This is a genomic window from Pseudomonas sp. KB-10 (assembly GCF_018221585.1).
Taxonomy (GTDB): Bacteria; Pseudomonadota; Gammaproteobacteria; order Pseudomonadales; family Pseudomonadaceae; genus Aquipseudomonas; species Aquipseudomonas yangonensis.
Genome location: NZ_QYYB01000003.1, coordinates 351,193 through 376,060, shown reverse-complemented (window position 1 = coordinate 376,060; position 24,868 = coordinate 351,193). Strand labels below are relative to the sequence as shown.

General features: G+C 65.3%; 26 protein-coding genes. 5 read left to right on the top strand and 21 right to left on the bottom strand.

Features of this window, described 5'->3' with window-relative positions:
- The first annotated feature begins 26 nt into the window (after positions 1 to 26).
- Entirely contained in the window at positions 27 to 890 is an 864-nt protein-coding gene (locus DXK50_RS10325; protein WP_212630236.1) for a LysR family transcriptional regulator, read from the top strand.
- Between the two features lie 445 nt (positions 891 to 1,335).
- Here the strand turns inward: DXK50_RS10325 and DXK50_RS10320 are convergent, their stop codons facing one another.
- The 5 genes from DXK50_RS10320 to DXK50_RS10300 form a co-directional block, all read right to left on the bottom strand.
- Positions 1,336 to 3,117: an ABC transporter ATP-binding protein gene (locus tag DXK50_RS10320; protein WP_212630235.1), complete on the bottom strand. Its 1,782-nt coding sequence runs from the start codon at positions 3,115 to 3,117 to the stop codon at positions 1,336 to 1,338.
- Positions 3,110 to 3,742: a DsbA family protein gene (locus tag DXK50_RS10315; RefSeq protein ID WP_161866374.1), complete on the bottom strand. Its 633-nt coding sequence runs from the start codon at positions 3,740 to 3,742 to the stop codon at positions 3,110 to 3,112. The genes DXK50_RS10320 and DXK50_RS10315 overlap by 8 nt, the downstream gene beginning before the upstream one ends.
- Positions 3,743 to 3,744: 2 nt before the next feature.
- A complete protein-coding gene (gene trhO / locus DXK50_RS10310) occupies positions 3,745 to 4,683 on the bottom strand; it encodes an oxygen-dependent tRNA uridine(34) hydroxylase TrhO (protein WP_161866375.1) in 939 nt (312 codons plus the stop codon).
- Between the two features lie 358 nt (positions 4,684 to 5,041).
- Entirely contained in the window at positions 5,042 to 5,335 is a 294-nt protein-coding gene (locus tag DXK50_RS10305) for a BolA family protein (protein WP_024308745.1), read from the bottom strand.
- 11 nt (positions 5,336 to 5,346) lie between these two features.
- Positions 5,347 to 5,844, bottom strand: a complete 498-nt coding sequence (locus tag DXK50_RS10300) for a DUF2059 domain-containing protein (RefSeq protein WP_161866376.1) — start codon at positions 5,842 to 5,844, stop codon at positions 5,347 to 5,349.
- Positions 5,845 to 6,118: 274 nt separating this feature from the next.
- Here DXK50_RS10300 and DXK50_RS10295 point away from each other — a divergent pair, with 274 nt between their 5' ends.
- The 3 genes from DXK50_RS10295 (at position 6,119) to DXK50_RS10285 (ending at position 9,218) form a co-directional block, all read left to right on the top strand.
- On the top strand, positions 6,119 to 7,129 hold the full coding sequence (locus DXK50_RS10295; RefSeq protein WP_212630234.1) for a DUF2804 domain-containing protein: 1,011 nt from the start codon (positions 6,119 to 6,121) through the stop codon (positions 7,127 to 7,129).
- Between the two features lie 84 nt (positions 7,130 to 7,213).
- A complete protein-coding gene (locus DXK50_RS10290) occupies positions 7,214 to 8,608 on the top strand; it encodes a class II fumarate hydratase (protein WP_212630233.1) in 1,395 nt (464 codons plus the stop codon).
- Positions 8,601 to 9,218, top strand: coding sequence for an NAD(P)H-dependent oxidoreductase (locus DXK50_RS10285; protein WP_212630232.1), 618 nt, complete (start codon positions 8,601 to 8,603; stop codon positions 9,216 to 9,218). Before DXK50_RS10290 ends, DXK50_RS10285 begins: the two co-directional genes overlap by 8 nt.
- 18 nt (positions 9,219 to 9,236) lie before the next feature.
- Here DXK50_RS10285 and DXK50_RS10280 read toward each other — a convergent pair whose 3' ends face one another.
- From DXK50_RS10280 to phnC, 14 genes are all read right to left on the bottom strand, one after another.
- Positions 9,237 to 10,436: an MFS transporter gene (locus DXK50_RS10280; RefSeq protein WP_161866380.1), complete on the bottom strand. Its 1,200-nt coding sequence runs from the start codon at positions 10,434 to 10,436 to the stop codon at positions 9,237 to 9,239.
- A 95-nt stretch (positions 10,437 to 10,531) separates the two neighbouring features.
- Complete coding sequence (gene phnP, locus DXK50_RS10275; protein ID WP_212630231.1) at positions 10,532 to 11,296, bottom strand: phosphonate metabolism protein PhnP; 765 nt, start codon at positions 11,294 to 11,296, stop codon at positions 10,532 to 10,534.
- The gene (gene phnN / locus DXK50_RS10270; protein WP_212630230.1) at positions 11,287 to 11,883 is read right to left on the bottom strand and encodes a phosphonate metabolism protein/1,5-bisphosphokinase (PRPP-forming) PhnN; all 597 of its coding nucleotides are present in this window, start codon (positions 11,881 to 11,883) and stop codon (positions 11,287 to 11,289) included. Before phnN ends, phnP begins: the two co-directional genes overlap by 10 nt.
- Positions 11,883 to 13,028 carry an alpha-D-ribose 1-methylphosphonate 5-triphosphate diphosphatase gene (locus tag DXK50_RS10265; RefSeq protein WP_212630229.1) on the bottom strand — a complete coding sequence of 382 codons (1,146 nt, stop codon included), beginning with the start codon at positions 13,026 to 13,028 and terminating at the stop codon, positions 11,883 to 11,885. Before DXK50_RS10265 ends, phnN begins: the two co-directional genes overlap by 1 nt.
- The gene (gene phnL / locus DXK50_RS10260; RefSeq protein WP_212630228.1) at positions 13,018 to 13,734 is read right to left on the bottom strand and encodes a phosphonate C-P lyase system protein PhnL; all 717 of its coding nucleotides are present in this window, start codon (positions 13,732 to 13,734) and stop codon (positions 13,018 to 13,020) included. Before phnL ends, DXK50_RS10265 begins: the two co-directional genes overlap by 11 nt.
- A gap of 82 nt (positions 13,735 to 13,816) precedes the next feature.
- Positions 13,817 to 14,626, bottom strand: a complete 810-nt coding sequence (phnK, locus tag DXK50_RS10255; RefSeq protein WP_100549173.1) for a phosphonate C-P lyase system protein PhnK — start codon at positions 14,624 to 14,626, stop codon at positions 13,817 to 13,819.
- Positions 14,623 to 15,492 carry an alpha-D-ribose 1-methylphosphonate 5-phosphate C-P-lyase PhnJ gene (locus DXK50_RS10250; protein ID WP_212630227.1) on the bottom strand — a complete coding sequence of 290 codons (870 nt, stop codon included), beginning with the start codon at positions 15,490 to 15,492 and terminating at the stop codon, positions 14,623 to 14,625. The genes phnK and DXK50_RS10250 overlap by 4 nt, the downstream gene beginning before the upstream one ends.
- Entirely contained in the window at positions 15,492 to 16,568 is a 1,077-nt protein-coding gene (locus DXK50_RS10245) for a carbon-phosphorus lyase complex subunit (RefSeq protein WP_212630226.1), read from the bottom strand. Before DXK50_RS10245 ends, DXK50_RS10250 begins: the two co-directional genes overlap by 1 nt.
- Positions 16,568 to 17,179: a phosphonate C-P lyase system protein PhnH gene (phnH, locus tag DXK50_RS10240; RefSeq protein WP_212630225.1), complete on the bottom strand. Its 612-nt coding sequence runs from the start codon at positions 17,177 to 17,179 to the stop codon at positions 16,568 to 16,570. The genes DXK50_RS10245 and phnH overlap by 1 nt, the downstream gene beginning before the upstream one ends.
- Positions 17,179 to 17,628 carry a phosphonate C-P lyase system protein PhnG gene (gene phnG, locus DXK50_RS10235; protein ID WP_003244506.1) on the bottom strand — a complete coding sequence of 150 codons (450 nt, stop codon included), beginning with the start codon at positions 17,626 to 17,628 and terminating at the stop codon, positions 17,179 to 17,181. The genes phnH and phnG overlap by 1 nt, the downstream gene beginning before the upstream one ends.
- An 11-nt stretch (positions 17,629 to 17,639) precedes the next feature.
- On the bottom strand, positions 17,640 to 18,362 hold the full coding sequence (gene phnF, locus DXK50_RS10230; protein ID WP_212630224.1) for a phosphonate metabolism transcriptional regulator PhnF: 723 nt from the start codon (positions 18,360 to 18,362) through the stop codon (positions 17,640 to 17,642).
- Positions 18,363 to 18,382: 20 nt separating this feature from the next.
- Entirely contained in the window at positions 18,383 to 19,174 is a 792-nt protein-coding gene (phnE, locus tag DXK50_RS10225) for a phosphonate ABC transporter, permease protein PhnE (RefSeq protein WP_161866388.1), read from the bottom strand.
- Positions 19,175 to 19,236: 62 nt separating this feature from the next.
- Positions 19,237 to 20,238, bottom strand: a complete 1,002-nt coding sequence (gene phnD / locus DXK50_RS10220) for a phosphonate ABC transporter substrate-binding protein (RefSeq protein ID WP_212630223.1) — start codon at positions 20,236 to 20,238, stop codon at positions 19,237 to 19,239.
- Positions 20,239 to 20,291: 53 nt separating this feature from the next.
- Positions 20,292 to 21,116 carry a phosphonate ABC transporter ATP-binding protein gene (gene phnC, locus DXK50_RS10215; RefSeq protein ID WP_212630222.1) on the bottom strand — a complete coding sequence of 275 codons (825 nt, stop codon included), beginning with the start codon at positions 21,114 to 21,116 and terminating at the stop codon, positions 20,292 to 20,294.
- Positions 21,117 to 21,497: 381 nt separating this feature from the next.
- On the opposite strand from phnC, the gene DXK50_RS10210 reads away from it, so the two are divergent.
- Complete coding sequence (locus tag DXK50_RS10210; protein WP_003461866.1) at positions 21,498 to 21,824, top strand: Arc family DNA-binding protein; 327 nt, start codon at positions 21,498 to 21,500, stop codon at positions 21,822 to 21,824.
- Between the two features lie 109 nt (positions 21,825 to 21,933).
- Here the strand turns inward: DXK50_RS10210 and DXK50_RS10205 are convergent, their stop codons facing one another.
- Together DXK50_RS10205 and oadA are read right to left on the bottom strand one after the other, a co-directional pair.
- Entirely contained in the window at positions 21,934 to 23,070 is a 1,137-nt protein-coding gene (locus tag DXK50_RS10205; protein WP_212630221.1) for a sodium ion-translocating decarboxylase subunit beta, read from the bottom strand.
- A gap of 10 nt (positions 23,071 to 23,080) precedes the next feature.
- Complete coding sequence (oadA, locus tag DXK50_RS10200; RefSeq protein WP_212630220.1) at positions 23,081 to 24,859, bottom strand: sodium-extruding oxaloacetate decarboxylase subunit alpha; 1,779 nt, start codon at positions 24,857 to 24,859, stop codon at positions 23,081 to 23,083.
- Between the last annotated feature and the right edge of the window lie 9 nt (positions 24,860 to 24,868).

Genomic DNA, 24,868 nt, shown 5'->3' with positions numbered 1-24,868 from the left:
CGAATAGACAAGCAGAGATTGCAGCCTTGCAATATCAAATCGACCACACCGACCTCTCGCTGGTGCTCGCTCTGGTACGCGGCCGGTCCCTGGCGCGGGCAGCAGAACTGCTGCAGGTGGACGTCTCCACCGTATTTCGCGCCGTACGCCGGCTCGAAGCGGCATTGGGTGTGGCGCTGTTCGAAAAGAGCCGGCGCGGCTACGAACCCAGCGAGACCGCTCGCGCCCTGGCGGAACAGGCCGAACGCGCCGAACAGGCGCTGGATGCCGCGCGAGTGGCGCTGGAGCTGGGCAAGCAGGTGGTCAGTGGCACGGTGCGCCTGACCTGTACCGACGCCGTACTGAGCAGCCTGCTGCTACCGGCGCTGGCGCGCTTCATGCCCAGTTACCCGGCCCTGGCGCTGGAGCTGGTGACGTCCAATGACTTCGCCAACCTCAGCCGGCGCGACGCCGACCTGGCCCTGCGCCTGACCAACGAGCCGCCGGAGCATCTGGTGGGCCGGCGTCTGGCCAAGGTGTCCTACCTCGTTTGCGCGCGCGATGATGGCCAGGACCGCAGCGACCTGGCCCGCCAGAGCTGGATCGCCCCGGACGAGGCGATGCCGGATCACGCCACGGTACTGTGGCGCCTGCGCGAGTTGCCGGGCGTCACTCCGAACTACCGCTGCAGCAGCATGTACGCCGTGGCGCAACTGGCGCGCGCAGGTTTGGGCGTCGCCGCCCTGCCCGACTTCGTGCTGCGCGCCCATCCCGAACTCAAGGCACTCGGCCCACCGCTGACCGGCTGCGACACCGAGCTCTGGCTGCTGACCCGCCCCGACTGCCGGGCGTTGCGTTCGGTGCAGACGCTGTTCGAGGAACTGGGCAAGGCCTTGATGAACAGTGACTAAAGCAAAGCGTCGCCGCTAAAGCGCCTCCCACAGAAAGGGAGCAGCCTGTCATTGCAGCAACGAAATCTTGTGGGAGGGGCTTCAGCCGCGACAGGCCAGGAAGCTGTGTAGTCTGGATGCAATCCGGGGACGTTGACAGCGCAAAAGAGCATCGCGGCTGAAGCCGCTCCTACGATGCAGCTGAAGCGCCTCCCACAGAAGCAGAGCAACCGCTCCCGTGGGAGGGGCTTTAGCCGCGACAGGTCAGGGCCCGTGGGTATCCGTCTACAAAGCGCCCCGGATGGCATCCGGGCTACGTGATTCGAGCCGCTGTGTAAAACGGATGAAATCCGGGGCCACGGTGGCAGCGGTCAATGAACATTGTCCACCTGTAGGAGCGGCTGGGCGGCATTGCGCTTCAGCCGCGAAATCCCGGTTGCTGCAATGCGTACAAAGCCCGCCAGCCTCACCCCTGCTGCAAATGCCCGTAGAGCTTGGCGTATAGCCCACCTTCGGCAATCAGTTGCTGATGGTCGCCATCCTCGGCAACGCTGCCGCCGTCGAACACCAGCACACGATCGGCTTGCTTCACCGCACTCAGGCGGTGGGCGATGATCAGCGTGGTGCGGCCTTCGAGAAACTGCGCCAGCGCTTCGTGCAGGGCGTACTCGGTCGCCGCATCCAGTGCCGAGGTGGCCTCGTCGAGGATCACTACCTTGGGTTCTGCCAGCACCATGCGGGCGATGGCCAGGCGCTGGCGCTGGCCGCCGGACAGGCGCACGCCACTGCGCCCGACCACGCTGTCCAGGCCCTGCGGCAGTTGCGCAATGGTGTCGTGAAGCTGGGCGATGCGCAGCGCCTGCCAGCAGGCCTCGTCGCTGCGCTCACGGCCCATGGTGAGGTTGGCGCGCACCGTGTCGTTGAACAGCGCCGGGTGCTGCAGCACCACTGCGACGTTGTCGCGCACGCCGTCCAGGCCGATCTCTTCCAGCGCGCTGCCGCCGAAGCGGATACTGCCGGCCTGCGGCGTGTACAGTCCCAGCAGCAACTGCACCAAGGTGCTCTTGCCGCCGCCAGAGGCGCCGACGATCGCCACTTTCTCACCCGGGCCGATGGACAGGTCGAGACGATCCAGCACAGGCTCCTCGCCATAGGCGAAGGTCAGCCCGCGAACCTCGATGCCGACCGTATCACGCCCCTTGAAGGGATCGACGCGCCCGGCGTACTGCGGCTCGTCCTGGCGCGCCAGCAGCTCGTTGATGCGCGTCAGCGCACCACCTGCTGCATAGAAGGCGTACTGCAGGCTGAGCAGCTGCTCCACCGGGCCGATCATGAACCACAGGTAGCTGAACACCGCGAGCATCTGGCCGATGGACAGGTCAGAGAACAGCACGGTGAGCATCGCCGCGGCGCGGAACACGTCGATACCGAACTGGAACAGCAGGCCGCTGGCGCGGTTGGAGGCATCGCTCTTCCACTGCGAGGCCACGGCGTAGTCACGCACCTCGCGCGCCCGCCCGCCGAGACGGCCGAGGAAGTAGCCCTGGCGGTTGCCGGCGCGCACTTCCTGGATCGCTTCCAGGGTCTCGGTCAGCGCCTGGGTGAAGCGCGAGGTGCTGTCGTTCTCCAGCTTCTTCAGGTGCTTGACCTTCTTGCCCAGCAGCACGGTGGCGTAGATCACCAGCGGGTTGAACAGCAGGATCAGCAGGGCCAGCTGCCAATGCATCCAGATCAGGATGGCCGAGGTGCCGACCAGGGTCAGAATCGCCACCAAAAAGCGGCTGAGGGTCTCGCCGACGAACTTGTCCAGGGTGTCCAGATCGGTGACCAGGTGGGTGGTCACGGTGCCGCCGCCCAGGCTCTCGTACTCGCCGAGGGAAATGCGCTTTAGCCGTTCGATCAGGCGCATACGGATACGGTAGACGATGTCCTTCGACAGTCTGGCGAACAGGCGTGCCTGCAGCACGTTGAAGATCAGCGCCGAGCCGCGCAGCAGCAGGGTCAGCAGCAGCATCAGGCCGATATAGCCGGCGGCAGTTTCCCACTCGGCAGGCAGGAAGTTGTCCATCACCTTGAGCGCCGCATCGCCGTCGTGCAGCAGCACTTCGTCAACCAGCAGCGGCAACAGCAACGGGATCGGCACGCTGCACAGGGTGGCCAGCACGGCGACCAGGTTGGCCAGAATCAGCGCTTTCTTGTGACGCAGGGCCAGGCGACGGACTTCTGCCCAGCTCAACCGATCAGGCATTGGCAGCGCGCTCCAGCCAGCGGCCCAGCAGCGGTGACAGCGCCTCGAGTGGCTGATAGCCGTTGGTCAGCAGCGCCAGTTGGCCATCGCGCTCGGCCAGCAAGGTGGGGAAACCGGCGATGCCCAGATCCTGCACCCAGCTGAAATCGGCGGCGGTAGCCTCATGCATGGCCTGACTGTCGAAAGCCTCGGCGAATTCGATGCGCGGAATGCCGGCCCGCTCGGCCAGCTCGACCAGCACACTGGCCTGGGTAACGTCGGCGCCCTGCGCGTAGAAAGCGCGCTGGACCAGCTTGAGCAGCGTCCAGGCGCTGGGCACGTCGAGGTTGCGCGCGGTGACCAGTGCGCGGCAGGCCGGCTCGGTGTCGTACACCATGCCCTCGGGCAGGCCGCGGTCGAAGTCGAACAGCTGCCCGGTGCTGGCGTTGACCGCCTGCCAGTAGCCCAGGTAACGCACCCGTGCTGCGGCATCGATCGCCACCTGATCGCGGCGCAGGCCGCCCACCACGATCTGCAGCGGCACGCCGGCCGCAGCCGCCTGCTCGGCGAGGGCTTCGACCACGGGTGCGAAACCCCAGCACCAGGAGCACATCGGGTCCATCACGTAGAGCAGGCGGCTAGCCATGGTCAGGCCTCGTTCAGTTGGCGGGGGTCACGGCCGATGGGGTGCGGCTGGTTGCGCGCACGGGCCAGCTCGATCTGCTTCTGCCGCTCGCGGGCGCTTTCACGGGTCTTCTCCGGCAGCGAATCCCAGCAATGCGGGCAACTGACGCCGGGGCTGTAGAACTCGGACTGGCGATCTTCCACGGAAATCGGATTGCGGCAGGCGTGGCACTGATCGTAGTCGCCTTCGGACAGGTCGTGGCGCACGGTCACGCGGTTGTCGAAGACGAAGCAGTCACCGCGCCACTTGGTCTGCTCCTGCGGCACTTCCTCGAGGTATTTGAGGATGCCGCCCTTGAGGTGATAGACCTCCTCGAAACCCTCGCCGAGCATGTAGCTGGAGGCTTTCTCGCAGCGGATGCCACCGGTGCAGAACATCGCCACCTTCTTGTGCTTGCTCGGATCGAAGTGGGCCTTGACGTACTCGGGAAACTCGCGGAACGACTTGGTCTTGGGGTCGATGGCGCCCTCGAAGGTGCCGATGGCCACCTCATAGTCGTTGCGCGTGTCGATCAGCAGCACCTCGGGGTCGCTGATCAGGGCGTTCCAGTCCTGCGGTTCGACGTAGGTGCCGACACGCTGGTTGGGGTCGACGCCCGGCACGCCGAGGGTGACGATTTCCTTCTTCAGCTTGACCTTGGTGCGATAGAACGGCTGTTCATCGCAATAGGATTCCTTGTGGTCGATATCGGCCAGGCGGGCGTCCTGGCGGAACCAGGCGAGCAGCGCGTCGATGCCGGCGCGGCTGCCGGACACGGTGCCGTTGATGCCCTCTTCGGCGAGCAGCAGGGTGCCCTTGATGCCGTTGTCGAGCAGGGTTTGCAGCAGGGGTTCGCGTAGCGCCTGGTAATCCGGCAGGGAGACGAATTTGTACAGCGCCGCGACGACGATCTTGTCGGTCATGAATATTCTCTCAGTAGTCGCCCACGTAAAGGGCGGACTGGACTCGATCAGCTGCGCGTCGGCCCTGCTGCGTTAAAAACAGACTGGGAATGCTCATGTACAAAAGTACACTGCGCTTCCTCGCCTGCTTTGACCAGCCGGAGGCTGTTACTCCCGTTGGTCGTTGCACCTTGCATGGCTCTAGCTCGCTAGATCGAGAACCTAAACGAAAGCGCCGGCGTGGGCCGGCGCGGGAGCGATTGTAGCAAAGCAGAGAATCGCCGGGGCGGGTTGGCGACAAGGCGCGACAGCCTGTCACGTAGCCCGGATGCAATCCGGGAACTGCCTAGGGGTTTACCCGGATTGCATCCGAGCGACCTCAATGACCGCCGCGGCAGGTCGGCGAGGCCGGTGCTACGCCCTGCTCTGCCCATTCCTGTGGGGTATAGGTATGCAGGGCCAGGGCATGGATCTGCCCCATCAGTTCGCCGACGGTGGCGTAGACCTTCTGATGTCGCTTGACCGCATTCAGCCCAGCGAACGCCGGGCTTACGATCACCGCCTTGTAGTGGGTCTCCAAGCCGCGGCTGTGCATATGACTTTCGTCCAGCACCTCCAGGTGCTCAGGCTGCAGCGCGGCCAGGGCGGCGGTGATCAGGTCTTGCTTGGACATCTTGGGCTCCATCAGGGTTGTTTCGGCAGGCCGAGCTCGCTGCTCATGTCCGCCAGCAGCTTGTTCACCTCGGGCACGGCGCTTTCCAGCTTGCTCTGGGTGATCTGCGCGGATTGCGCGGTCAGGGTCGGCATCTTCTGCAGCACCTTCTGCCCCAGCGGCGACTCATAGAAGGCGATCAGGTCCTTGAGCTCCTGCTCGTTGAAGTTGCTGGTGTAGAGCTTGACCATGTCAGGCTTGAGCTTGTCCCAGCCCACCGCCTTGTCCAGCGCGGCATTGGCCTTGGCCTGATAGCTTTCCAGCACCGCCTTCTTGCCACTCGGCGCCTCGGCGAAACGCTGGGCGAACATCTGCTGCACCTGGCCGTACACCGGCACGGTCAGCTTGTCGGCATGGGCCAGTTTGAGAAAACGCTCGGCATCGGCGGCGTGGCTGGCAGCATCGGCCATGGCCAGGGATGCGCTCGCGCTGAGCAGAACGGCGGTGCAGAGTTTGGAAAAACGGAGCATGGAGAGCGTCCAGTGGTTGTGAATGAGTCTGGGTAGACTACGAAGGCAGCATTTTGTGCCCTGCGCCAAAATCCCTCAAGGGAGGCGAGTTGTGCACCAGCTCACAGACGCCCTGCACACTGGCGCACCCACTGGTCAGTTGCCAAATTGCCAGTACTTGCCCATGCTTGGGCCAGCTCGGCATCCTGCGTCATATTCGCCAGTCTTATCAAGGCATGCGCACTCCCGACCCGGCAATTGAACGCCAGCCTGCGCACATACATGGACGTGCCCGATGACCAGCCTCACCTCACATGCCCCCTTTCCACTTCAACCTCTATGCGACAGCAAGGGTCGCCTGCAGGACGAGGCCATCGGCTGGTCCAGCCGCCCGCTGGTGGACTGCGCTCTGCACGGCCACCTGGGACGGCGCAAACGCTGGAATCACTGGTGCATCACCACGCCACAATGGATGCTCGCGCTAACCCTGGCCGATCTTGACTACCTCGGCTACGGCGCCGCCTACTTTCTCGATCTGCAATCCGGCCAGTCGGTTGCCCGAGCCCAGTTCCGTCCTTTTGCCCTGGGCTGCCAGTTGCCCGATCTGCCACTGGAAAGCCACGCCTTCAATCATTCCCGCCTGCAGCTGCGCGCCGACGAGCACCCGGGGCGTTTGCGTCTTACCGCATCGGCACCTGACATCGGCGGCCAGCCGCTACAAATCGCCCTGGACATTCAGCGCCCTGCCCACCTGCAGTCGGTCAACCTGGTGGCCCCACTGCAAAATGGCGGTTTTCATGCCACCAGCCGCCAATTGGGCCTGCCCACGGCAGGCAGCCTGCAACTGGGTAGCAAGCAGTACAGCTGCGTGCCGGGGCAAAGCTTCGCCGCGCTGGACTTCGGCCGCGGCGTCTGGCCGCTGCACAGTCACTGGCAGCGAGCGGCCTTCGCCGCTGCCGGGGGTATCGCCGGCAACTTCGGCACGGGCTGGCTGGACCACAGCGGCCTATCGGAGAACACGCTTTGGTTCGGCGGTGAAGTACAACTGCTCGATAGCCCGCTGCATATCGTCCGCAGCTCGCAGGCGCCGCTGGCCCCCTGGCGCCTGGACAGCGAGGACGACCGGGTGTCCCTGCGGTTCACCCCCCGCCAGCTACATAGAGCCTGCCCCAAGTTCGGCCCCTTCCACGCCCACACCATGCAGCGCTTCGGCCACTACGATGGAGTGCTGCGCGGCCCGAAGGGCGAGCGCGTCCCAGTAGACAGTGCATTGGGGTGGCTGGGTGAAACCCACGCCCGCTGGTAATCGACGCGATAGATAAGTTGCGGAACCAGTCTCCGGCGGCGCGACCTAAACTGCCAGCAACCTCGAACATGCCCGGAGAACGCCATGAGCCGCACCGAAACCGACAGCATCGGCCCCATTGAAGTCCCCAACGACGCTTACTGGGGCGCGCAAACCCAGCGCTCGCTGATCAACTTCGCCATCGGCCAGGAGCGTATGCCGCTGGCAGTACTGCATGCCCTGGCGCTGATCAAGAAAGCTGCTGCGCGGGTCAACAGCCGCAGCGGCGAACTGCCGGCAGACATCGCCCGGCTGATCGAGCAGGCAGCCGATGAAGTGCTCGAAGGCCAGCACGACTCGCAATTCCCCCTGGTGGTCTGGCAGACCGGTAGCGGCACGCAAAGCAACATGAATGTCAACGAGGTGATCGCCGGTCGCGCCAACGAACTGGCCGGTGGCCAGCGTGGCGGCAAGAGCCCGGTACACCCCAACGACCACGTCAACCGCGCACAGAGCTCCAACGACTGCTTCCCCACCGCCATGCATATCGCCGCCGTCCAGGGCGTACGTCATTGCCTGCTGCCGGCGCTGGCCGAGCTGCGTGACGGCCTGCAGGAGCAGGCGCAGCGCCACGCCAACCTGGTCAAGACCGGGCGTACCCATATGATGGATGCCACGCCCATTACCTTCGGCCAGGAACTATCCGCCTTCGTCGCCCAGCTTGGCCATGCCGAAGCGGCGATTCGCGCCGCCCTGCCCGCCGTCTGCGAGCTGGCCCAGGGTGGCACCGCGGTCGGCACCGGTTTGAATGCGCCGACCGGTTTCGCCGAGGCCATCGCCGCCGAGCTTGCGGCCCTTTCCGGCCTGCCGCTGACCAGCGCACCGAACAAATTCGCCGCATTGTCCGGGCACGAGCCGCTGGTGCAGCTCTCCGGGGCGCTGAAAACACTGGCCGTGGCATTGATGAAACTGGCCAACGACCTGCGCCTGCTCGGCTCCGGCCCACGAGCCGGCTTTGCCGAAGTGCGCCTGCCGGCCAACGAGCCGGGCAGCTCGATCATGCCCGGCAAGGTCAACCCGACCCAGTGCGAAGCGCTGTCGATGCTTGCCTGCCAGGTGCTGGGCAACGATGCGACCATCAGCTTCGCCGCCAGCCAGGGGCACCTGCAGCTCAACGTGTTCAAGCCGGTGATCATCCATAACCTGCTGCAGTCGATCCGCCTGCTCGCCGATGGCTGCCGCAACTTCCAGCAGCACTGCGTGGCCGATCTGCAGCCGGATGCCACACAGATGGCCGCGCATCTGGAGAACGGCCTGATGCTGGTCACCGCACTGAACCCGCATATCGGCTACGACAAGGCCGCGGAGATCGCCAAAAAGGCCTATGCCGAGGGCAGTACCCTGCGCCAGGCTGCACTGCAGCTCGGTTATCTGACTGAAGAGCAGTTCGATCAGTGGGTCAGGCCTCAGGACATGCTCGGAGCCGCGCGGCATGACTGAGGGCAAGAGCGGCGCCACACCGCTGGAAGGCGATGGCAAACGAATCCTGCTGATTCTAGGCACACCGAAGAAGGACAGCCTCTGCCATGCTCTGGCCGAGGCTTATAGCCAAGGCGCACGCAGCAAGGGCCATGTGGTCCGCCAGTTGAAGCTGGGCGAAATGCAGTTCGACCCGATACTGCGCGACGGCTACGAACAGAGCCAGAGCCTGGAGCCGGACCTGCTCGAGGCCCAGCGTCTGATTCACTGGGCGGAGCATCTGGTGTTCGTCTACCCCGTGTGGTGGGGCGGTATACCGGCTTTGCTCAAGGGCTTCTTCGACCGGGTGTTCCTGCCCGGCTTCGCCTTCAAGTACCGCAACCGCTCGCAACTCTGGGACAAGCTGCTCAGCGGGCGCAGCGCCGACCTGCTGGTGACCATGGACACGCCACCCTGGTACTTCCGCTGGATCTATGGCGCTCCGGCCCATCGGCAGATGGTGCGCACTATCCTCGGTTTCTGCGGCATAAGGACCCGCCGCCTGAGCGAATTCGCTCCGGTGCGGCCGGCCAGCGAGGAACAACGCCAGAGCTGGCTGCGTAAAGCGGAAGCATTGGGCACAAAGGCGTGAACCTGAGCAGGCGCCTCTCTACGGATGCGTACTGCCCTCTTGCCCACTACCCGCCCACCACAACGCCAACGGCCCCAGCGTCAGTAACAGGCCCATCAAGGCGAACGCCGCCCACCAGCCAAGCAACTGCTGATCGCCCAGGGCATCGAGGGTCATGCCGAACAACAATGGCCCGAGAAAGGCACCGGTGAAACCGGTGCAGGAATACAGCGCCATTGCTGCTCCGCGGTGACTGGCTGGGGCAACGCTGACCAGCCCGGCGGTCAGCGAGGCGGAGTCGGCCGTCACGGTCACCGCATAGAGCATAACCAGCCCCAGCATCACCCAGAACGGCAGCGCCGCTCCCAGGCCGACCAGGGCCGCCAGCAGAGCAGAACTAAGCATCACGCCGATCAGCCAGCGCTGCCGACCGAAACGCAGCGCCAGCTCATTGCCGAGAATGCTCGACGGCATGCCGATCAGCGTCGCCAGCATCGCCACCCAGGTACCGGACAGCCAGGGATCGACGCCCTGAAAATGCCCGGAGAACACCACGAAGGCCACCAGCCAGGCGCGCAGCGCGAACAACTCCAGGTTGTGCATCGCATAGGCCAGGCAGTAGGCCAACACCGCACGGCTTTTCAGCGGTGCCAGATCCAGTAGCTTGCGCGGTGCATGCGCTGCCACCGGTTTCGGCGCCAGCCCCCAGTACACCAACGCCCAGGCCAGCAGCGCGCAGGCGCCGCTAAGCAGTGCCGGCAGCTGCCAGCCGCCGAGCTTGGCCAGTTCACCGGACAGGGTGAAGGACAGTGCCGTGCCCAGGCCGAAGCTGGCGGTGTAGAAGGCGATGGCACGCGATTGCGAGGCGCCGTCGATGCGCTCCGACAGCGCCTTGAGCCCCGGCATATAGGTGCCCGCCAGACCGATGCCGGCCAGCACGCGCCAGAGCAGCGCCGACCAGAAACCATCGGCGAAGACGAAGCCGGCGCTGGCCACCGCCGTCAGCAGCATGGCCCACAGGTAGATCAGCCGGGCGTCATAACGGTCGGTCAGACCGGTGAGCACCGGCACGGCCAGCATATAGCCGAGAAAGAAGCCGCCGCCGATCCAGCCCGCCTCGGTATTGCTCAAGCCCCAGAGCACCTGGAATTGCGGCAGCAGTGCGGCGAACAGAGCAAAGCCGGCCATGCCCAGGGTTTCGGCCGTACACAGCAACAGGGTAATGCGGCGGGCGTTCATGGGTTCTCTTGACTGTCGGAAAACAAATCCGAAGGCCTGACCCTGTAAGGGCAGGCCAGGCCAGCCTGAGTTTCTCGGTTACGGGCGATACGGACTCACAGCACCAGACCGTCACGCGCCAGCGTCACACCAGGCGGCAAGGCGTCGGGATGCTCCAGCAGCCAGGCATCGAAACTGTGACCGATATGGGTCAGCACCGCTTGCGTCGGCTGCAACCGCTCGACGACCTCCAGCGCGCGGGTCAGGTCGTTGTGGTTGCGCGGTGCCACCGGCTGTGGCGCGGTGGAGCAATCGAGCACCAGCAGATCCAGCGGCGCACGTTCAAGCTCGGCGCAGCTGGCCTCGGGCACGCCAACCGTGTCGGTGAGGTAGGCGATACGCCTGCTCTGCCCTTCGAACCCCAGCCCTTCAAACAAGTACCCAAAGGTCGGCTTGGAATGCGTCAGCGGCAGCGCGGTGACATTCAGTTCACCCAGCTGACGGCGCTCGAAAGCGGCGAATGGCTGGCTGAAGTCGAGAATGCCGGGGTGCTTGTACAGATCGGCCAGCCCTTCGGGGTCGTTCGGGCCATGGACCGGGATGATCAGCCCCTGGCCCCAGCGCAGGTGCAGCAGACCCTGGGCGTGGTCGGCGTGGTAGTGGGTCTGCAGGATGCCGCTGAGGCTGTGCGGCGCGAAGCGCTCGGTGAGATCGGTCAGGCCGCTGTCGATCAGCCAGCGCTGCGCGCCGCATTCGATCAGCGCGCAGCAGGGGCCACGGCGCCGCGCCGGATACACGCGCGCCGCATCGCAGGCCGGGCAACTGCAGTTGTACACGGGCACCTGACGGGCATCGCCGGTGCCGAGCAGGGTCAGGCGCATCGACTCATCTCGTCGAGCAGCTGCAGCAGGCGGCTGACGGTGTGCGGCAGGGGGCCGGAGTTGTCCAAGACGATAGTGTCGGCCTGATCGCCCCTCTCCCCCGGCCCCTCTCCCATAAATGGGAGAGGGGAGTAAGCAAATTCGCGGCTGCGCGCCAGGCGCTGCTCGATCTGCTCCGGCGTCTCGCGGCCGCGAGCCAGCAAGCGCTGGCGCAGCACCGCCTCGTCGACCTGCAGAAGAATCGCCAGCAGATCCGGATAGCGCTGGCGCGCAGCCTCGAGATGACCGCGTGAGCCATTGATCAGCACATCCTGACCGGCGCTCAGCCAGTCGTCGATCTCGCGCGGGATACCGTAGGCCAGGCCATTGGCGTGCCAGCTCAGGGCAAAGGCACCCTCGCCTTCCAGGCGCTCGAACTCCGCGGGGCTGACCCCCAACGCGTCCTCGCCGACGGACTCGGCGCTGCGGGTAATCACCCGCCGGGCGAAACGGCAGCCGTGCGCCTCCAGCGGCGCACGCGCGGCTTGCAACAGGCTGTCCTTGCCCGAGCCCGAAGGCCCCATCAGATAGATCAACCTGCCCTGCATCAGAATACCCTTCGTGCTTGGCGCCACACCTGCTGGATCACCGGCTGCTCGCCATGCGCCCTGGCCTGCACCAGGTCGGCGCGCAGACCGACGCGGATCTCGCCGCGGTCATCCAGTCCCGCCGCCCTGGCCGGCGCGCGGCTCACGGTGGCGATGGCCGCAGGTAGATCATAGTCGTTGTCCTGCCCGACGAGCAGCCAGGCCGCATGCAGCAGGCTGGCCGGATAATAGTCGCTGGAAAGGATATCCAGCACACCGTGGCGCGCCAGTTCGGCGGCGGCGATATTGCCCGAGTGCGAGCCGCCGCGCACCACATTCGGCGCGCCCATCAGCACCTTCAACCCCAGCTCGTGGCTGGCCTTGGCCGCTTCCAGGGTGGTGGGGAACTCGGCGATGGCCATGCCGAAGCCGGCCGACTCCTGCACGTGGGCCAGGGTCGCGTCATCATGACTGGCCACGGAAATGCCCCGGACGTGGCAATCCTCGACGATGGCGCGACGCTGGCGGTCGCTGTACTGGCGCGAATTGGCGATCTGCTCCTGGAGAAAATCCTCCATTTCCGCCGGGCTCAGGTGGTACTTGCCCATGTAGTACTCGCGGTATTTCTCCACCTTGGCGAACTGGCGCTGGCCGGGCGAGTGATCCATCACCGACACCAGCGCCACCAACGGGTGCTCCACCAGGTCGCGGTAGATGGTCAGGGCATCGGGGTGGCACAGCTCGCAGCGCAGGTGCAGGCGGTGCTCGGCGCGGGTCTGCCCCGCCGCCTCGCTGGCAGCGATGGCTTCGATCATCGCCGGCAATTGCTGCATGCGCCGACCACGCGGGTTGATGTCACCGATGGACAGCGCATCGAACACCGTGGTGATGCCCGCGGCGACGATCTGCGCATCATGGGTCAGCACCGCCGACGTCGACGGCCAATCCACGCCAGGGCGCGGGCTCATGTGTTTTTCCAGGTTGTCGGTGTGCAGCTCCACCAGCCCCGGCAGCAGGTAGTCGCCGCCCAGATCCTGGGCCTGCGGCAGGCGACTGGCGCCCTCGTCCACTGCGGCGATCAGCCCGTCGCGCAGTAGCAGGGTGCCGAGGAACTCGCGCTCGGCGGTGACGATACGAGCGTTGCTGAGAATCTGTTCAGACGACATAGACGTACTCCGGTTGCGCCGCGGCGGCGCTCATGTCGAGGTAACGGTCGGCCACCGCCTCGCGGGCGATGCGGTCGTGGAAGATGCCGATCAGCGCGCTGCCGGCCGCCTTGGCTTCAAGAATCAGCTCCAGCACCACCTGACGGTTGGCCTCGTCCAGCGAGGCGGTGGGTTCGTCGAGCAGCAGCACCGGCCACTCGACCATGAAGCCGCGGGCGATGTTGACGCGCTGCTGCTCGCCGCCGGAGAAGGTGCCCGGCGCCAGCTGCCACAGCGCCTCGGGAATATTCAGCCGGCTCAGCAGGGCCTTGGCTCGCGCCTCGGCGTCCCTGCGCGTCCAGCCGCGGGCCAGCGCCGGCTCCATCACCACGTCCAGGGTCGACACGCGCGGGATCACCCGCAAAAACTGGCTGACGTAACCCAGGCTCTGCCGGCGCACCGCCAGCACCTGGCGCGGCTCGGCGCCGACCAGCTCAACCGGCTCGCCCTGGTGGCGGATGCGGATGCTGCCGCCGGCCGCCAGGTAGTTGCCGTACAGGGTGCGCAGCAGGGTCGACTTGCCGGCGCCGGACTGTCCATGCAGCACCAGGCACTCGCCGCCGCGCACGGCGAAATTCAGGTCACGCAGCACTTGCAGGACGACGCCGTTCTGCTGGTGCAGGGTGAAGGTCTTGCTGAGGCCGCTGACCTCGATCAGGTTGTTCATGGTCAATAATCTCTGCGTGCGTGGGAGGGGCTTTAGCCGCGACAAAAGGGATCGCGGCTAAAGCCCCTCCCACAAGACGGAATCAAGGCTGCAACACCGACGACACCAGCAGCTGCGAATAGGGATGCTGCGGGTCGTCGAGAATTTGGTCGGTCAGCCCCGCCTCCACCACGCGCGAGCGGCGCATCACCATCAGGCGGTCGGCCAACAGGCGCGCCACCGCCAGGTCGTGGGTGACGATCACCACCGCCAGGTCCAGCTCGCGCACCAGGCCGCGCAGCAGGTCGAGCAGGCGCGCCTGCACCGACACATCCAGCCCTCCAGTTGGCTCGTCCATGAATACCAGGCGCGGCGCGGAGACCAGGTTGCGAGCGATCTGCAGGCGCTGCTGCATGCCGCCGGAGAAGGTGCGCGGCAGGTCGTCGATACGCGCCGGGTCGATCTCCACCTGGCTCAGCCAGTCGAGCCCGGCGGCGCGCAGCTCGCCGTAGTGGCGCACGCCCTGGGCCATCAGCCGCTCGCCGATGTTGGCGCCGGCCGATACCGCCATGCGCAGGCCGTCACGCGGGTTCTGCTCGACGAAGCCCCACTCGGTGCGCAGCAGCGTGCGCCGCTCGGCCTCGCTGGCGCTGTACAGGTCGAGCCACTGACCACTGCGCGCGCGATAACTCACGCTGCCGCGATCCGGCGGGCAGCGCCCGGAGAGCAGACTGAGCAAGGTGGACTTGCCCGAGCCGGACTCGCCGACTATGCCCAGCACCTCGCCGGGATAGAGGTCGAAGCTCACCCCCTGGCAGCCCTTGTCCGGGCCGTACAGGCGGGTCAGGTCGCGCGCCGAGAACAGCGGCTCGGCCGCTGCCACGGCAGGTTGTAGACGTTCAGCGGCGCTCATTGCAGGTTCTCCTCGGTTCGCTGGCGGCAGTAGTCGGTGTCGGAGCAGACGTAGCGCTTGCTGCCGGCGTCGTCGACGATCAGCTCGTCGAGGAAGGACTCGCTGCTGCCGCAGAAGGCGCAGCACTCGTCCCAGCGCTGCACGGCGAAGGGGTGATCCTCGAAGTCCAGGCTGACCACGCGGGTAAAGGGCGGTACCGCGTACAGGCGCTTCTCGCGACCGGCGCCGAACAGCATCAGCGCCGGGCTCATGTTCAGCTTGGGGTTGTCGAATTTCGGGATCGGCGACGGGTCCATCACGTAGCGCTCGTCCACCGTCACCGGGTAAGCGTAGGCAGTGGCGATATGGCCGAAGGTGGCAATGTCCTCGTACAGCTTCACGTGCATCACGCCGTAGTCCTCCAGCGCATGCATGGTCCGCGTCTCGCTCTCGGACGGCTCGATGAAGCGCAGCGGCTCGGGAATCGGCACCTGATAGACCATGATCTGCCCGGCCGACAGCGGGGTTTCCGGGATGCGGTGACGGGTCTGGATCACGCTGGCTTCCAGCGTACGCTCGGTGGTGGCGACGCCGGCGGTGCGGGCAAAGAAGCGGCGGATCGACACCGCATTGGTGGTGTCATCAGCGCCCTGGTCGATCACCTTGAGCACGTCGTCCGTACCGAGAATGGCCGCAGTCAGCTGCATGCCACCGGTGCCCCAGCCGTAGGGCAGCGGCATCTCACGACCACCGAAAGGCACCTGGTAGCCGGGGATCGCCACTGCCTTGAGCAGGCCACGGCGGATCATGCGTTTGGTCTGCTCATCGAGATAGGCGAAGTTATAGGCCGACGCCTCGCGGGCGCCGCTTGCAGTGGAAAGGTTCATCAGCGGTTCTCCTCTGCCGACGCCTGGCGGCGCAGCTTGCGGATCAGTTCCAGTTCGGCCTGGAAGTCGACGTAGTGCGGCAACTTCAGGTGCGAGACGAAGCCGGCAGCCTCGACGTTGTCGCAGTGCATCAGCACGAACTCCTCCTCCTGTGCCGGGCCCGACACTTCCTCGCCGTACTCGCCGGCACGCAGGGCACGATCGACCAGGGCCATGCCCATGGCCTTGCGCTCGGCGTAGCCGAAGGCCAGGCCGTAGCCGCGGGTGAACTGCGCCTGCTCGGCACGTTCACCAACGAACTGGTTGACCATCTCGCACTCGGTGATTTCGATGTCGCCCAGCGGCACGGCGAAGCCCAGTTCGGCGGGCGTCATCCACACCTCGACGTCGCCGATGCGGATCTCCCCGGCGAAGGGGTGGTTGCGTCCGTAACCACGCTGGGTGGAATAACCCAGCGCCAGGAGGAAGCCCTCGTCGCCACGGGCCAGCGCCTGCAGGCGCTCGGCGCGGCTGGCGGGAAAGGCCAGCGGCTCGCGGGTGATGTCGGGCACCGGCGCGCCGTCGTCCGTTTCGCGGGCCATAAGACCTTCGCCTGCGAGAAAATCCAGCACTCGCGGACAAGGCCTGGGCTCATCGGTAACAGCCGCTTCTGGCGCCGGATAGTCGCCCTCGGCCAGCAGGGCAAAGTCCAGCAGGCGGTGGGTGTAGTCGAAGGTCGGGCCGAGCAGTTGACCGCCGGGCAGGTCCTTGAAAGTGGCAGAGATGCGCCGCTCCAGCTGCATCTCCGTGGTATCCAGCGGCTCGCTGGCGCCGAAACGCGGCAGCGTGGTGCGGTAGGCGCGCAGCAGGAAAATGGCTTCCATCAGGTCACCGGCCGCCTGCTTGATCGCCAGCGCGGCCAGTTCCTCGTCGTACAGCGAGCCCTCGCTCATGACGCGGGCCACGGCCAGCGGCAGCTGCTGGCGGATCTGCTCAACGCCCAGTTCGGCAACGGCGGTATCACCGCGGCGACGGTTGGCCAGCAGCTGATGGGCATTGTCGATGGCGCGTTCGCCACCCTTGACGGCGACATACATCAGGCAGCCTCCTCGGTTTCGATCAGCACGCGGGTGCTGCGCGGCAGGCCGATCACTTCCCCGCCCGCGGCGAAGAAGCAGTCCAGGCCACGGGGAAAGGCGCTGCGCGCCTGGCGCTGCTGCCAGAACGAGGCCGGCAGCGGCAGACTGACACTGCGCACGTCCTTGATACCCGGACCGCGCCAGCGCAAGGCCGGGCCGGCGTGCAGATCACCCAGCTGGATCAGCAGCGTGCAGGACTGATCCGGGTAGCGTTCGCTGCCATTGTCGAAGTCCGACAAATCATCCAGTTCGCTCTCATCGAGCAGGGCGAACAGGGCGATCTCGCGCTCGGCGACGATCGGGCAGCCGCAATGGAAGGCCAGGTTGGCGCGGATCAGCGGCGTATCGAAGCGCGGGGCCAGCCACAGCGGCGTGTCGCTGTCGAGAAAGGCCAGGCACAGGCCATAGGTGGCCGGGGCCAGGTCGCCCAGGGCATGGGCGCGGTCCATGGCGCGTGGCAGACCCGGTTCGGCCAGGGCGCCGAGGGCGGCGCGGAAGCTGACCTGGGCATCGAGCACCGGGTCGTCGAAAGCCGGTTGCAGCCAGTGCGAGCTGTGCGGCGTAGTCATCAATCCTCTCCTCTGACCAGGGTGAAGAATTCCACCTGGGTGGTGGCGCTGCGCGCGGCCCGGGCCAGGCGCTGCTCGCGCTGCTGGCGAGCCATGGGTTCGATCAGGTCACTCAGCCAGCGCGCCTGGTCGCTGCCCTGCAGGTGGGCGTCGGCCAGGGCGGCCAGCTCGGCGCGGCGCTTGTCGCGGCCGGCCAGGTAGCTGTAGCCGGTGCGGCCGTCAGCCAGGCGCACCACGCAGCGGGTCACGGTCATCTCGCCCAGGTTGAAGGCACTGCCGGTGCCGCCCATGCGCCCGCGCACCAGGGTCATGCCCACCTCGGGGGCGCGGATCAGCTGGTAGGCGCTGTCCTTCAGCGCCGCCTCATGGGCGTCGAGAGCGCTGCCGGCGCGGGCCAGCACGCCCATCCAGCGCTGGCGCGCGGCGATGTTCGGGTCGGTTTCGTTCATGCGGGTCTCCATCAGGTCGCTACCTGGTACTGGAAGCGGTCGGCGCGGCTGCTGGACTGCGCCAGCTCCACCGCCCGACCAGCGGGATCGCGGGACAAAGTGAGCACGCTGAGCAACGGCGCATGGCGTGGCATCAGCAAGTGCGCCGCCTCTTCGCGGCTGGGCAGGCGCGCACCGATCAGGCTGAAGGTGCGCGTCAGCGGCAGGTCGCGCTCGGCCAGGTGCTGGCGCAGCGAACCGCCCTGGTAGTCAGCCAACTGTGGTGCCAGGCTGGCGCAGAAGCGGTGGCGGATCAGGCTCAGCGGCTGGCCCTCGAGCAGGCGCAGGGTGGTCAGCTCGATCAGCTCGCTGCCGTCGGGCAGTTGCAGGTGGCGGCATTCCTCGGTGCTGCCAGTGCGGCGCAGGCGCTCGATCAGCCTGGCCTCGACACGGTGGCCGAGCGCCGACAGCGACTGGCTGAAGGCACTGCCCGCCTCCACCGGGTACACCAGTGGCTTGGCCAGCACCTGGGTACCTTTACCCTGACGGCGCAGCAGGCGGCCTTCGAGCACCAGCTCGTCCACCGCGCGGCGCAGGGTGTGGCGGTTGACGGAAAATCGCGCGGCCAGTTGCATCTCGCCCGGCAGGTAGTCGCCCGGGCTCATGCGCTGCACGTCTTCGCGCAGCACGGCGGCCAGCTCGCGGTACAGCGGTTCGCTTTGTCTAGACAAGTTCATCGTTTGAAAAGGGCGCACGCGGGCGCCCTCCTCCTCCTTCAGATAAAGAGCTTGCGCAGGCGCTGGGACAGGATGTCGATGGCGCTCACCACCAGGATGATCACGATCAGCAGCGCGCAGGTCTGGGCGAACTGGAAGCCGCGAATCGCCTCCCAGAGAATCACCCCGATGCCGCCGGCGCCGACCATGCCGACCACCGTGGCCGAGCGCACGTTGGACTCGAAGCGGTACAGCGAGTAAGAAATCCACAGCGGCAGCACCTGCGGGATGACGCCGAAGATCACTTCCTGCAGGGCACTGGCACCGGTGGCACGCACGCCTTCGACCGGGCCCGGATCGATGGCCTCGACCGCCTCGGCGAACAGCTTGGCCAGCACCCCCGTGGTGCTGATGAACAGCGCCAGCACGCCGGCGAAGGGGCCGAGGCCAACCGCGACGACGAAGAGCATGGCGAAGACCATTTCATTGATCGAACGGCAGGCATCCATCACCCGGCGCACCGGCTGATACACCCACCAGGGCACGATGTTCTCGGAACAGAGGATGCCCAGCGGAATGGCGCAGAGAATGGCCAGCACCGTGCCCCAGAGGGCGATCTGTACGGTGACCACCATCTCCTTGACGTAGTGCTGCCAGTTGCTGAAGTCCGGCGGGAAGAAATCGGCGGCGAAGGTGGCCATGTTGCCGGCATCGCGCACCAGCGCCAGCGGGTTCATTTCCGCGCCTCGCCAGGACCAGGCGAGCACGGCGAAGAACAGGCCCCAGCCGATCAACTGCAGCCAGCTGCGCTTGGTCTCGGCGATCGGGGTGGCGGTGGTCATTGTGGTCATGGGTAACTCTCGTTCACGCACTCAAAACGAGCCGCCATGCCGAAGCGCGGCGGCTCTCGGGGTCAGCCGGCGCTGGCGCCGTTCTTCTTCTCGAGTTCGGCCATGCGCTGCTCCAGCTTGGCCAGCTCGGCGTCCAGCTCCTTGAGCTGAGCCTGCTTGTCGGCGTCCTTGAGCTTGTCGTTGTTGGCCACTTCGGTACGCTTCTTGAACAGCTCGAGCTGACGAATCGGCAGCAGCTGATCGTTATCCGAAGGCTTGAACTGGCCCCACTGCAGGCCCTCGAGCACCTTCTTCTCTTCCGGCTTGGCGCCGTAGGTCATGAAGAAGTTGCGCAGCTTGTCGCGGGTTTCCTGCGGCAGGTTCTTGCGCCAGGCGATGGGGTCCGACGGGATCAGCGGCGAGGTCCAGATCACCTTGAGCTGCGCCGCCTTGTCCGGCGCAGTCACTTCCAGGCGCTCCATGCCCTCGCTGTTGAAGGTGCCGACATCGACCTGCTTGTTGGCCACCGACAAGGCGTTGACCTCGTGGCTGCCGTTGAGCGAGCGCTTGAAGATCTTGCTGGCGTCGGCGTTGTTCTGGGCGAATACGTAGTAGCCAGGCACCAGATAGCCGGAGGTGGAGTTGGGATCACCGTTGGCGAAGGTCAGGCTCGAAGCGTTCTTGAGCATGTCCTCGGCCGAGTTGATCGGGCTGTCCTTGTGCGCCACCAGCAGGCTGTAGTAGCCCTGCGCACCGTTGGCCGCCACGGTCTGGGCGAAGATCTCGCCACCAGCGCGGTCAACCGCTTCCATCGCCGACTTGTTGCCGTACCAGGCCACGTCCACCTTGTCGAAGCGCATGCCCTGGATGATCCCGGCGTAATCAGGCGCGAAGAAGGCGTTGATCTTCACTCCGGTCTGCTTGCTCATGTCGGCCAGGAAGGGATCCCACATGGCCTTGAGGTTCTGCGAGGACTCGGTGGAAATGATGCCGAAATTGAGTTCCTCGGCGGCCTGGGCCGAGCCCAGCAGGGAACCGGTGACGAGCGCAGAGGCAGCCAGCACCTGGCCGATGCGTTTGAACATGGAGCACACTCCTGTTGCGGGTTGGCGTTGGTTTTTCGAATGAGGAAGTGACGTCAGGCCTTGGCCAGCGTCAGCGGACGTTCCACGGCACGCGGGCGCTGCCCTTGCGGCAGCAGCAGGCTGATATCGAGATCGCCGCCGTAGAGGTCGTTGAGGAAATCGGGGTTGAAGCTGTCGGTGGGGCCGTCGAAATGAATGCGCCCGCCCTTGAGCGCCACGGCGCGCTGGCAATAGCGCACCGCGTAGTCGACCTGATGCAGGGTCACCACCACCGTCTTGCCGTCGCGACGGTTTATGTCAGCGAGAATTTCCATCACCTTGCGCGCCGACTCCGGATCAAGCGAGGCGATCGGCTCGTCGGCAAGAATCACCTCGGCCTGCTGGCACAGCGCGCGGGCGATGGCCACGCGCTGTTGCTGGCCGCCGGACAGAGTGGAAGCGCGCTGCGCAGCGAACTCGGCCAGACCGACCCGCTCCAGCGCCTGCATGGCGCGCTGTTTTTCTTCCACCGAGAACAGGCTGAGGCTGCCACGCCAACGCGGCATGCGACCGAGGCCGCCGAGCAGTACGTTCTGCAGCACGCTTAGGCGGCCGACCAGATTGAACTGCTGAAAGATGTAGCCGATATCGGCACGCTGGCGACGCACGTCGCCATTGAGGCGGCCATCGGCCTGTACCTGGCGCCCGAGCACTTCGATGCTGCCGGCATCGCCGCGGGCCAGTCCGGCGAGATGACGCAGCAGCGTCGACTTGCCCGAACCGGAAGCGCCGATCAGCGCCACCATCTCACCCGGCTGCACCGACAGCGCCAAGTCGAACAAGGCCTGTTTACGGCCGAAGCTCTTGTTCAGACGGTCGACTCGAATCGCTGCGCTCATATGCTGGCCCTCTACTATCATCAATGATCAGAAGGCGACGCGACCGCCATCTGGTGTAGACCAAGGTAGGCAGCTTCCATGTCAGAGCGGTTAAATGCAGGTGACGATTGGATGAAGGCGCTGGAATTTTTTCCAATGAGAAACGTCGAAGTGGACGCTTGTGCCAATTGCTACTCATTTCTGACGACCGGTGCTGGCACAACGCCCGTATATCGATCACAATGTGCCACGTATTTGGCGTCAAGGAACTGTTCAGATGACCTTCGGGTCGTAATGACGCAGAACGCGATACCGGTTGAACGGCTAGTGCGAGACACGGTCAAACCGGTGACAATATCGACACTGATTACCAGTATCGCTCCCTGAACTAACCGGTAATGTATGCGCCCTATGAAACAGGCTATTTATTCCAGCCGCACGGCTGACAAATTTGTCGTTCGCTTGCCAGATGGCATGCGTGAGCGTATTGCTGACGTAGCACGCAACCATCACCGCAGCATGAACTCGGAAATCATCGCCCGCCTGGAGCAGAGCATGCTGCAGGAAGGCGCTCTGGATGACGATCTCAGTCTGCGTCTCGACAGCCCCGAACTGAGCCTTCATGAGCGTGAATTGCTGCAGCGTTTTCGTCAGCTGTCGCGCCGCCAGCAGAACGCGCTGGTCGCTCTGATTGCCCATGACGTGGAAATGGCCGCCGAAGAAGCCTGAGGCGAACCCATTAAAAAACCGGCCTAGAGCCGGTTTTTTTATTCCTGCCATATTTGCCAGCAGCACTGCCGGGCAATAGGCGAAGCGCGGATCGAACTCCGCGCCTTCATCAGCCAACGAAGCTGAGCAGTACCCCCGCCGCTACGGCAGAGCCGATCACCCCGGCCACGTTCGGCCCCATCGCATGCATGAGCAGGAAGTTCTGCGGGTTGGCCTCCAGGCCCACCTTATTCGACACCCTCGCCGCCATCGGCACCGCCGATACACCTGCCGAACCGATCAGCGGGTTGACCTTGTTGCTGCTGAACAGGTTCATCAGCTTGGCCATCAATACCCCAGCCGCCGTACCGGCGCAGAACGCCACCATGCCGAGCATCAGGATGCCGAGGGTCTTGAGCTGCAGGAAGGCCTCTGCCGACAGCTTGGAGCCTACGGTCAGGCCGAGGAAGATGGTGACGATATTGATCAGCGCGTTGCGCGAGGTATCGGCCAGGCGCTCGACCACCCCGCATTCACGCAGCAGGTTGCCAAGGGCGAACATGCCGATCAGCGGCGCGGCATCGGGCAGCAGCAGACCGACCAGGATGCACAGCACGATGGGGAAGATGATCTTCTCGGTCTGCCCCACCGGACGCAATTGCTGCATGACGATGGCGCGCTCTTCCTTGCTGGTCAGCGCACGCATGATCGGCGGCTGTAGCAGCGGCACCAGCGCCATGTAGGCATAGGCCGCCACGGCGATGGGGCCGAGCAGGTCGGGCGCCAACTTGGAAGTGACGAAGATCGAGGTAGGCCCATCCGCCCCGCCGATAATGGCGATGGACGCCGCCTCCTTGAGCGTGAACTCCATGCCCGGGATGCCCAGTGCGGTGATCGCCAGCGCGCCCATCAGAGTGCCGAAGATACCGAACTGCGCGGCGGCGCCCAGCAACAAGGTTTTCGGGTTGGCCAGCATCGGGCCGAAGTCGGTCATGGCGCCGACGCCGAGGAAGATCAGCAACGGGAAGATGCTGGTCGGCAATCCCACTTCGTAGATCAGGTGCAGAAAGCCGGCACCTTCGGCCATGTTGGCCACCGGGATGTTCGACAGCAGACCGCCGAAACCGATGGGCACCAGCAGCAAGGGCTCGAAACCTTTCCTGATGGCCAGGTAGATCAGCAGCAGGCATACCGCGATCATGAAGGCCTGGCCGGGCTCCAGATGGTACAGGCCGGTGCTTTGCCAGAGCTTGAGCAGCTTTTCCATGGTGCGCTCCTCAGCCGATGGTCAGCAGGCTGTCGCCCACCGCCACTGCATCACCGACCTTGACGTTGACGGCACCGACGGTGCCCGCCTTGAAGGCACGGATCTCGGTTTCCATCTTCATCGCTTCGAGAATGATCACCAGCTGGCCCTCCTCGACGGTCTGGCCGGGCTGCACCAGCACCTTGAAGATATTGCCGGCCAGTGGCGCCGCTTGCGGCTCGCCACCACCGGCCGCGACCGGGGCAGCAGCCGGCGCGGCGCTTACCGCCCCCCCGACAGGCTTGATGCCTTCGACATCACCGCCTTCGCTGACCTGTACGACGAACGACTTGCCGTTGACCTCGACGGTATAAACCTCGGGCTTGCCAGCTTCGCGAGCCGGAGTTTCCTTGCCGGTCGGCGCCGGCTCGAAGGCCGCCGGGTTGCCACGGTTTTCCAGGAATTTCAGGCCGATCTGCGGGAACAGCGCGTAGGTCAGCACGTCGTCGATCTCGTCGGCGGCCAGCTTGATACCCTTCTCCCGGGCGATGCCCTTGAGTTCGGCGGTCAGTTTGTCCATCTCGGCATCGAGCAGATCGGCGGGACGGCAGGTGATGGCCTCGCCACCGTCAAGCACGCGCGCCTGCAGCTCGGCATTGAAGGGCGCAGGCGCGGCGCCGTACTCGCCCTTGAGTACGCCGGCGGTTTCCTTGGTGATGGACTTGTAGCGCTCGCCGGTGAGCACGTTGATCACCGCCTGGGTGCCGACGATCTGCGAGGTTGGCGTTACCAGCGGGATGAAGCCGAGGTCTTCGCGCACGCGCGGAATCTCGGCCAGCACCTGGTCGAACTTGTCCTGGGCACCCTGCTCTTTGAGCTGGCTTTCCATGTTGGTGAGCATGCCGCCTGGCACCTGGGCGACCAGGATGCGCGAATCGACGCCCTTGAGGTTGCCCTCGAACTTAGCGTACTTCTTGCGCACCTCGCGAAAGTAGGCGGCGATTTCCTCCAGCAGCTCCAGGTTGAGCCCGGTATCGCGCTCGGTGCCCTGGAACATGGCCACGACCGACTCGGTCGGCGAATGGCCATAGGTCATCGACAGCGAGGAAATGGCGGTGTCGACATTGTCGATACCGGCTTCAACTGCCTTGAGAATCGCCACGGACGACAGCCCGGCGGTGGCGTGGCACTGCATGTGAATCGGGATGGCCAGGCTGGCCTTCAGGCGCGAGACCAGTTCGAAGGCGGTGTAGGGGGTAAGGATGCCCGCCATGTCCTTGATGGCCACCGAGTCGGCGCCCATGTCTTCGATCTGCTTGGCCAGGTCGACCCACATGTCCAGAGTGTGCACAGGGCTGGTGGTGTAGGAGATGGTGCCCTGGGCATGCTTGCCCTGCTGCTTGACGGCCTTGAGTGCGGTTTCCAGGTTGCGCGGATCGTTCATCGCATCGAACACGCGGAACACGTCGACGCCGTTGACCGCGGCACGCTCGACGAATTTCTCCACCACGTCGTCGGCGTAGTGGCGGTAGCCCAGCAGGTTCTGCCCGCGCAGGAGCATCTGCTGACGGGTGTTGGGCATGGCCTTCTTCAGTTCGCGGATGCGCTCCCAGGGGTCTTCGCCCAGATAACGGATACAGGCATCGAAGGTGGCGCCGCCCCAGGATTCCACCGACCAGAAGCCGACCTGATCGAGCTTGGCCGCGATCGGCAGCATGTCTTCCAGGCGCACTCGGGTGGCCAGGATGGATTGGTGGGCGTCACGCAGCACCACATCGGTGATCCCGAGTGCTTGTTTAACGGCAGTCATACAGGTACT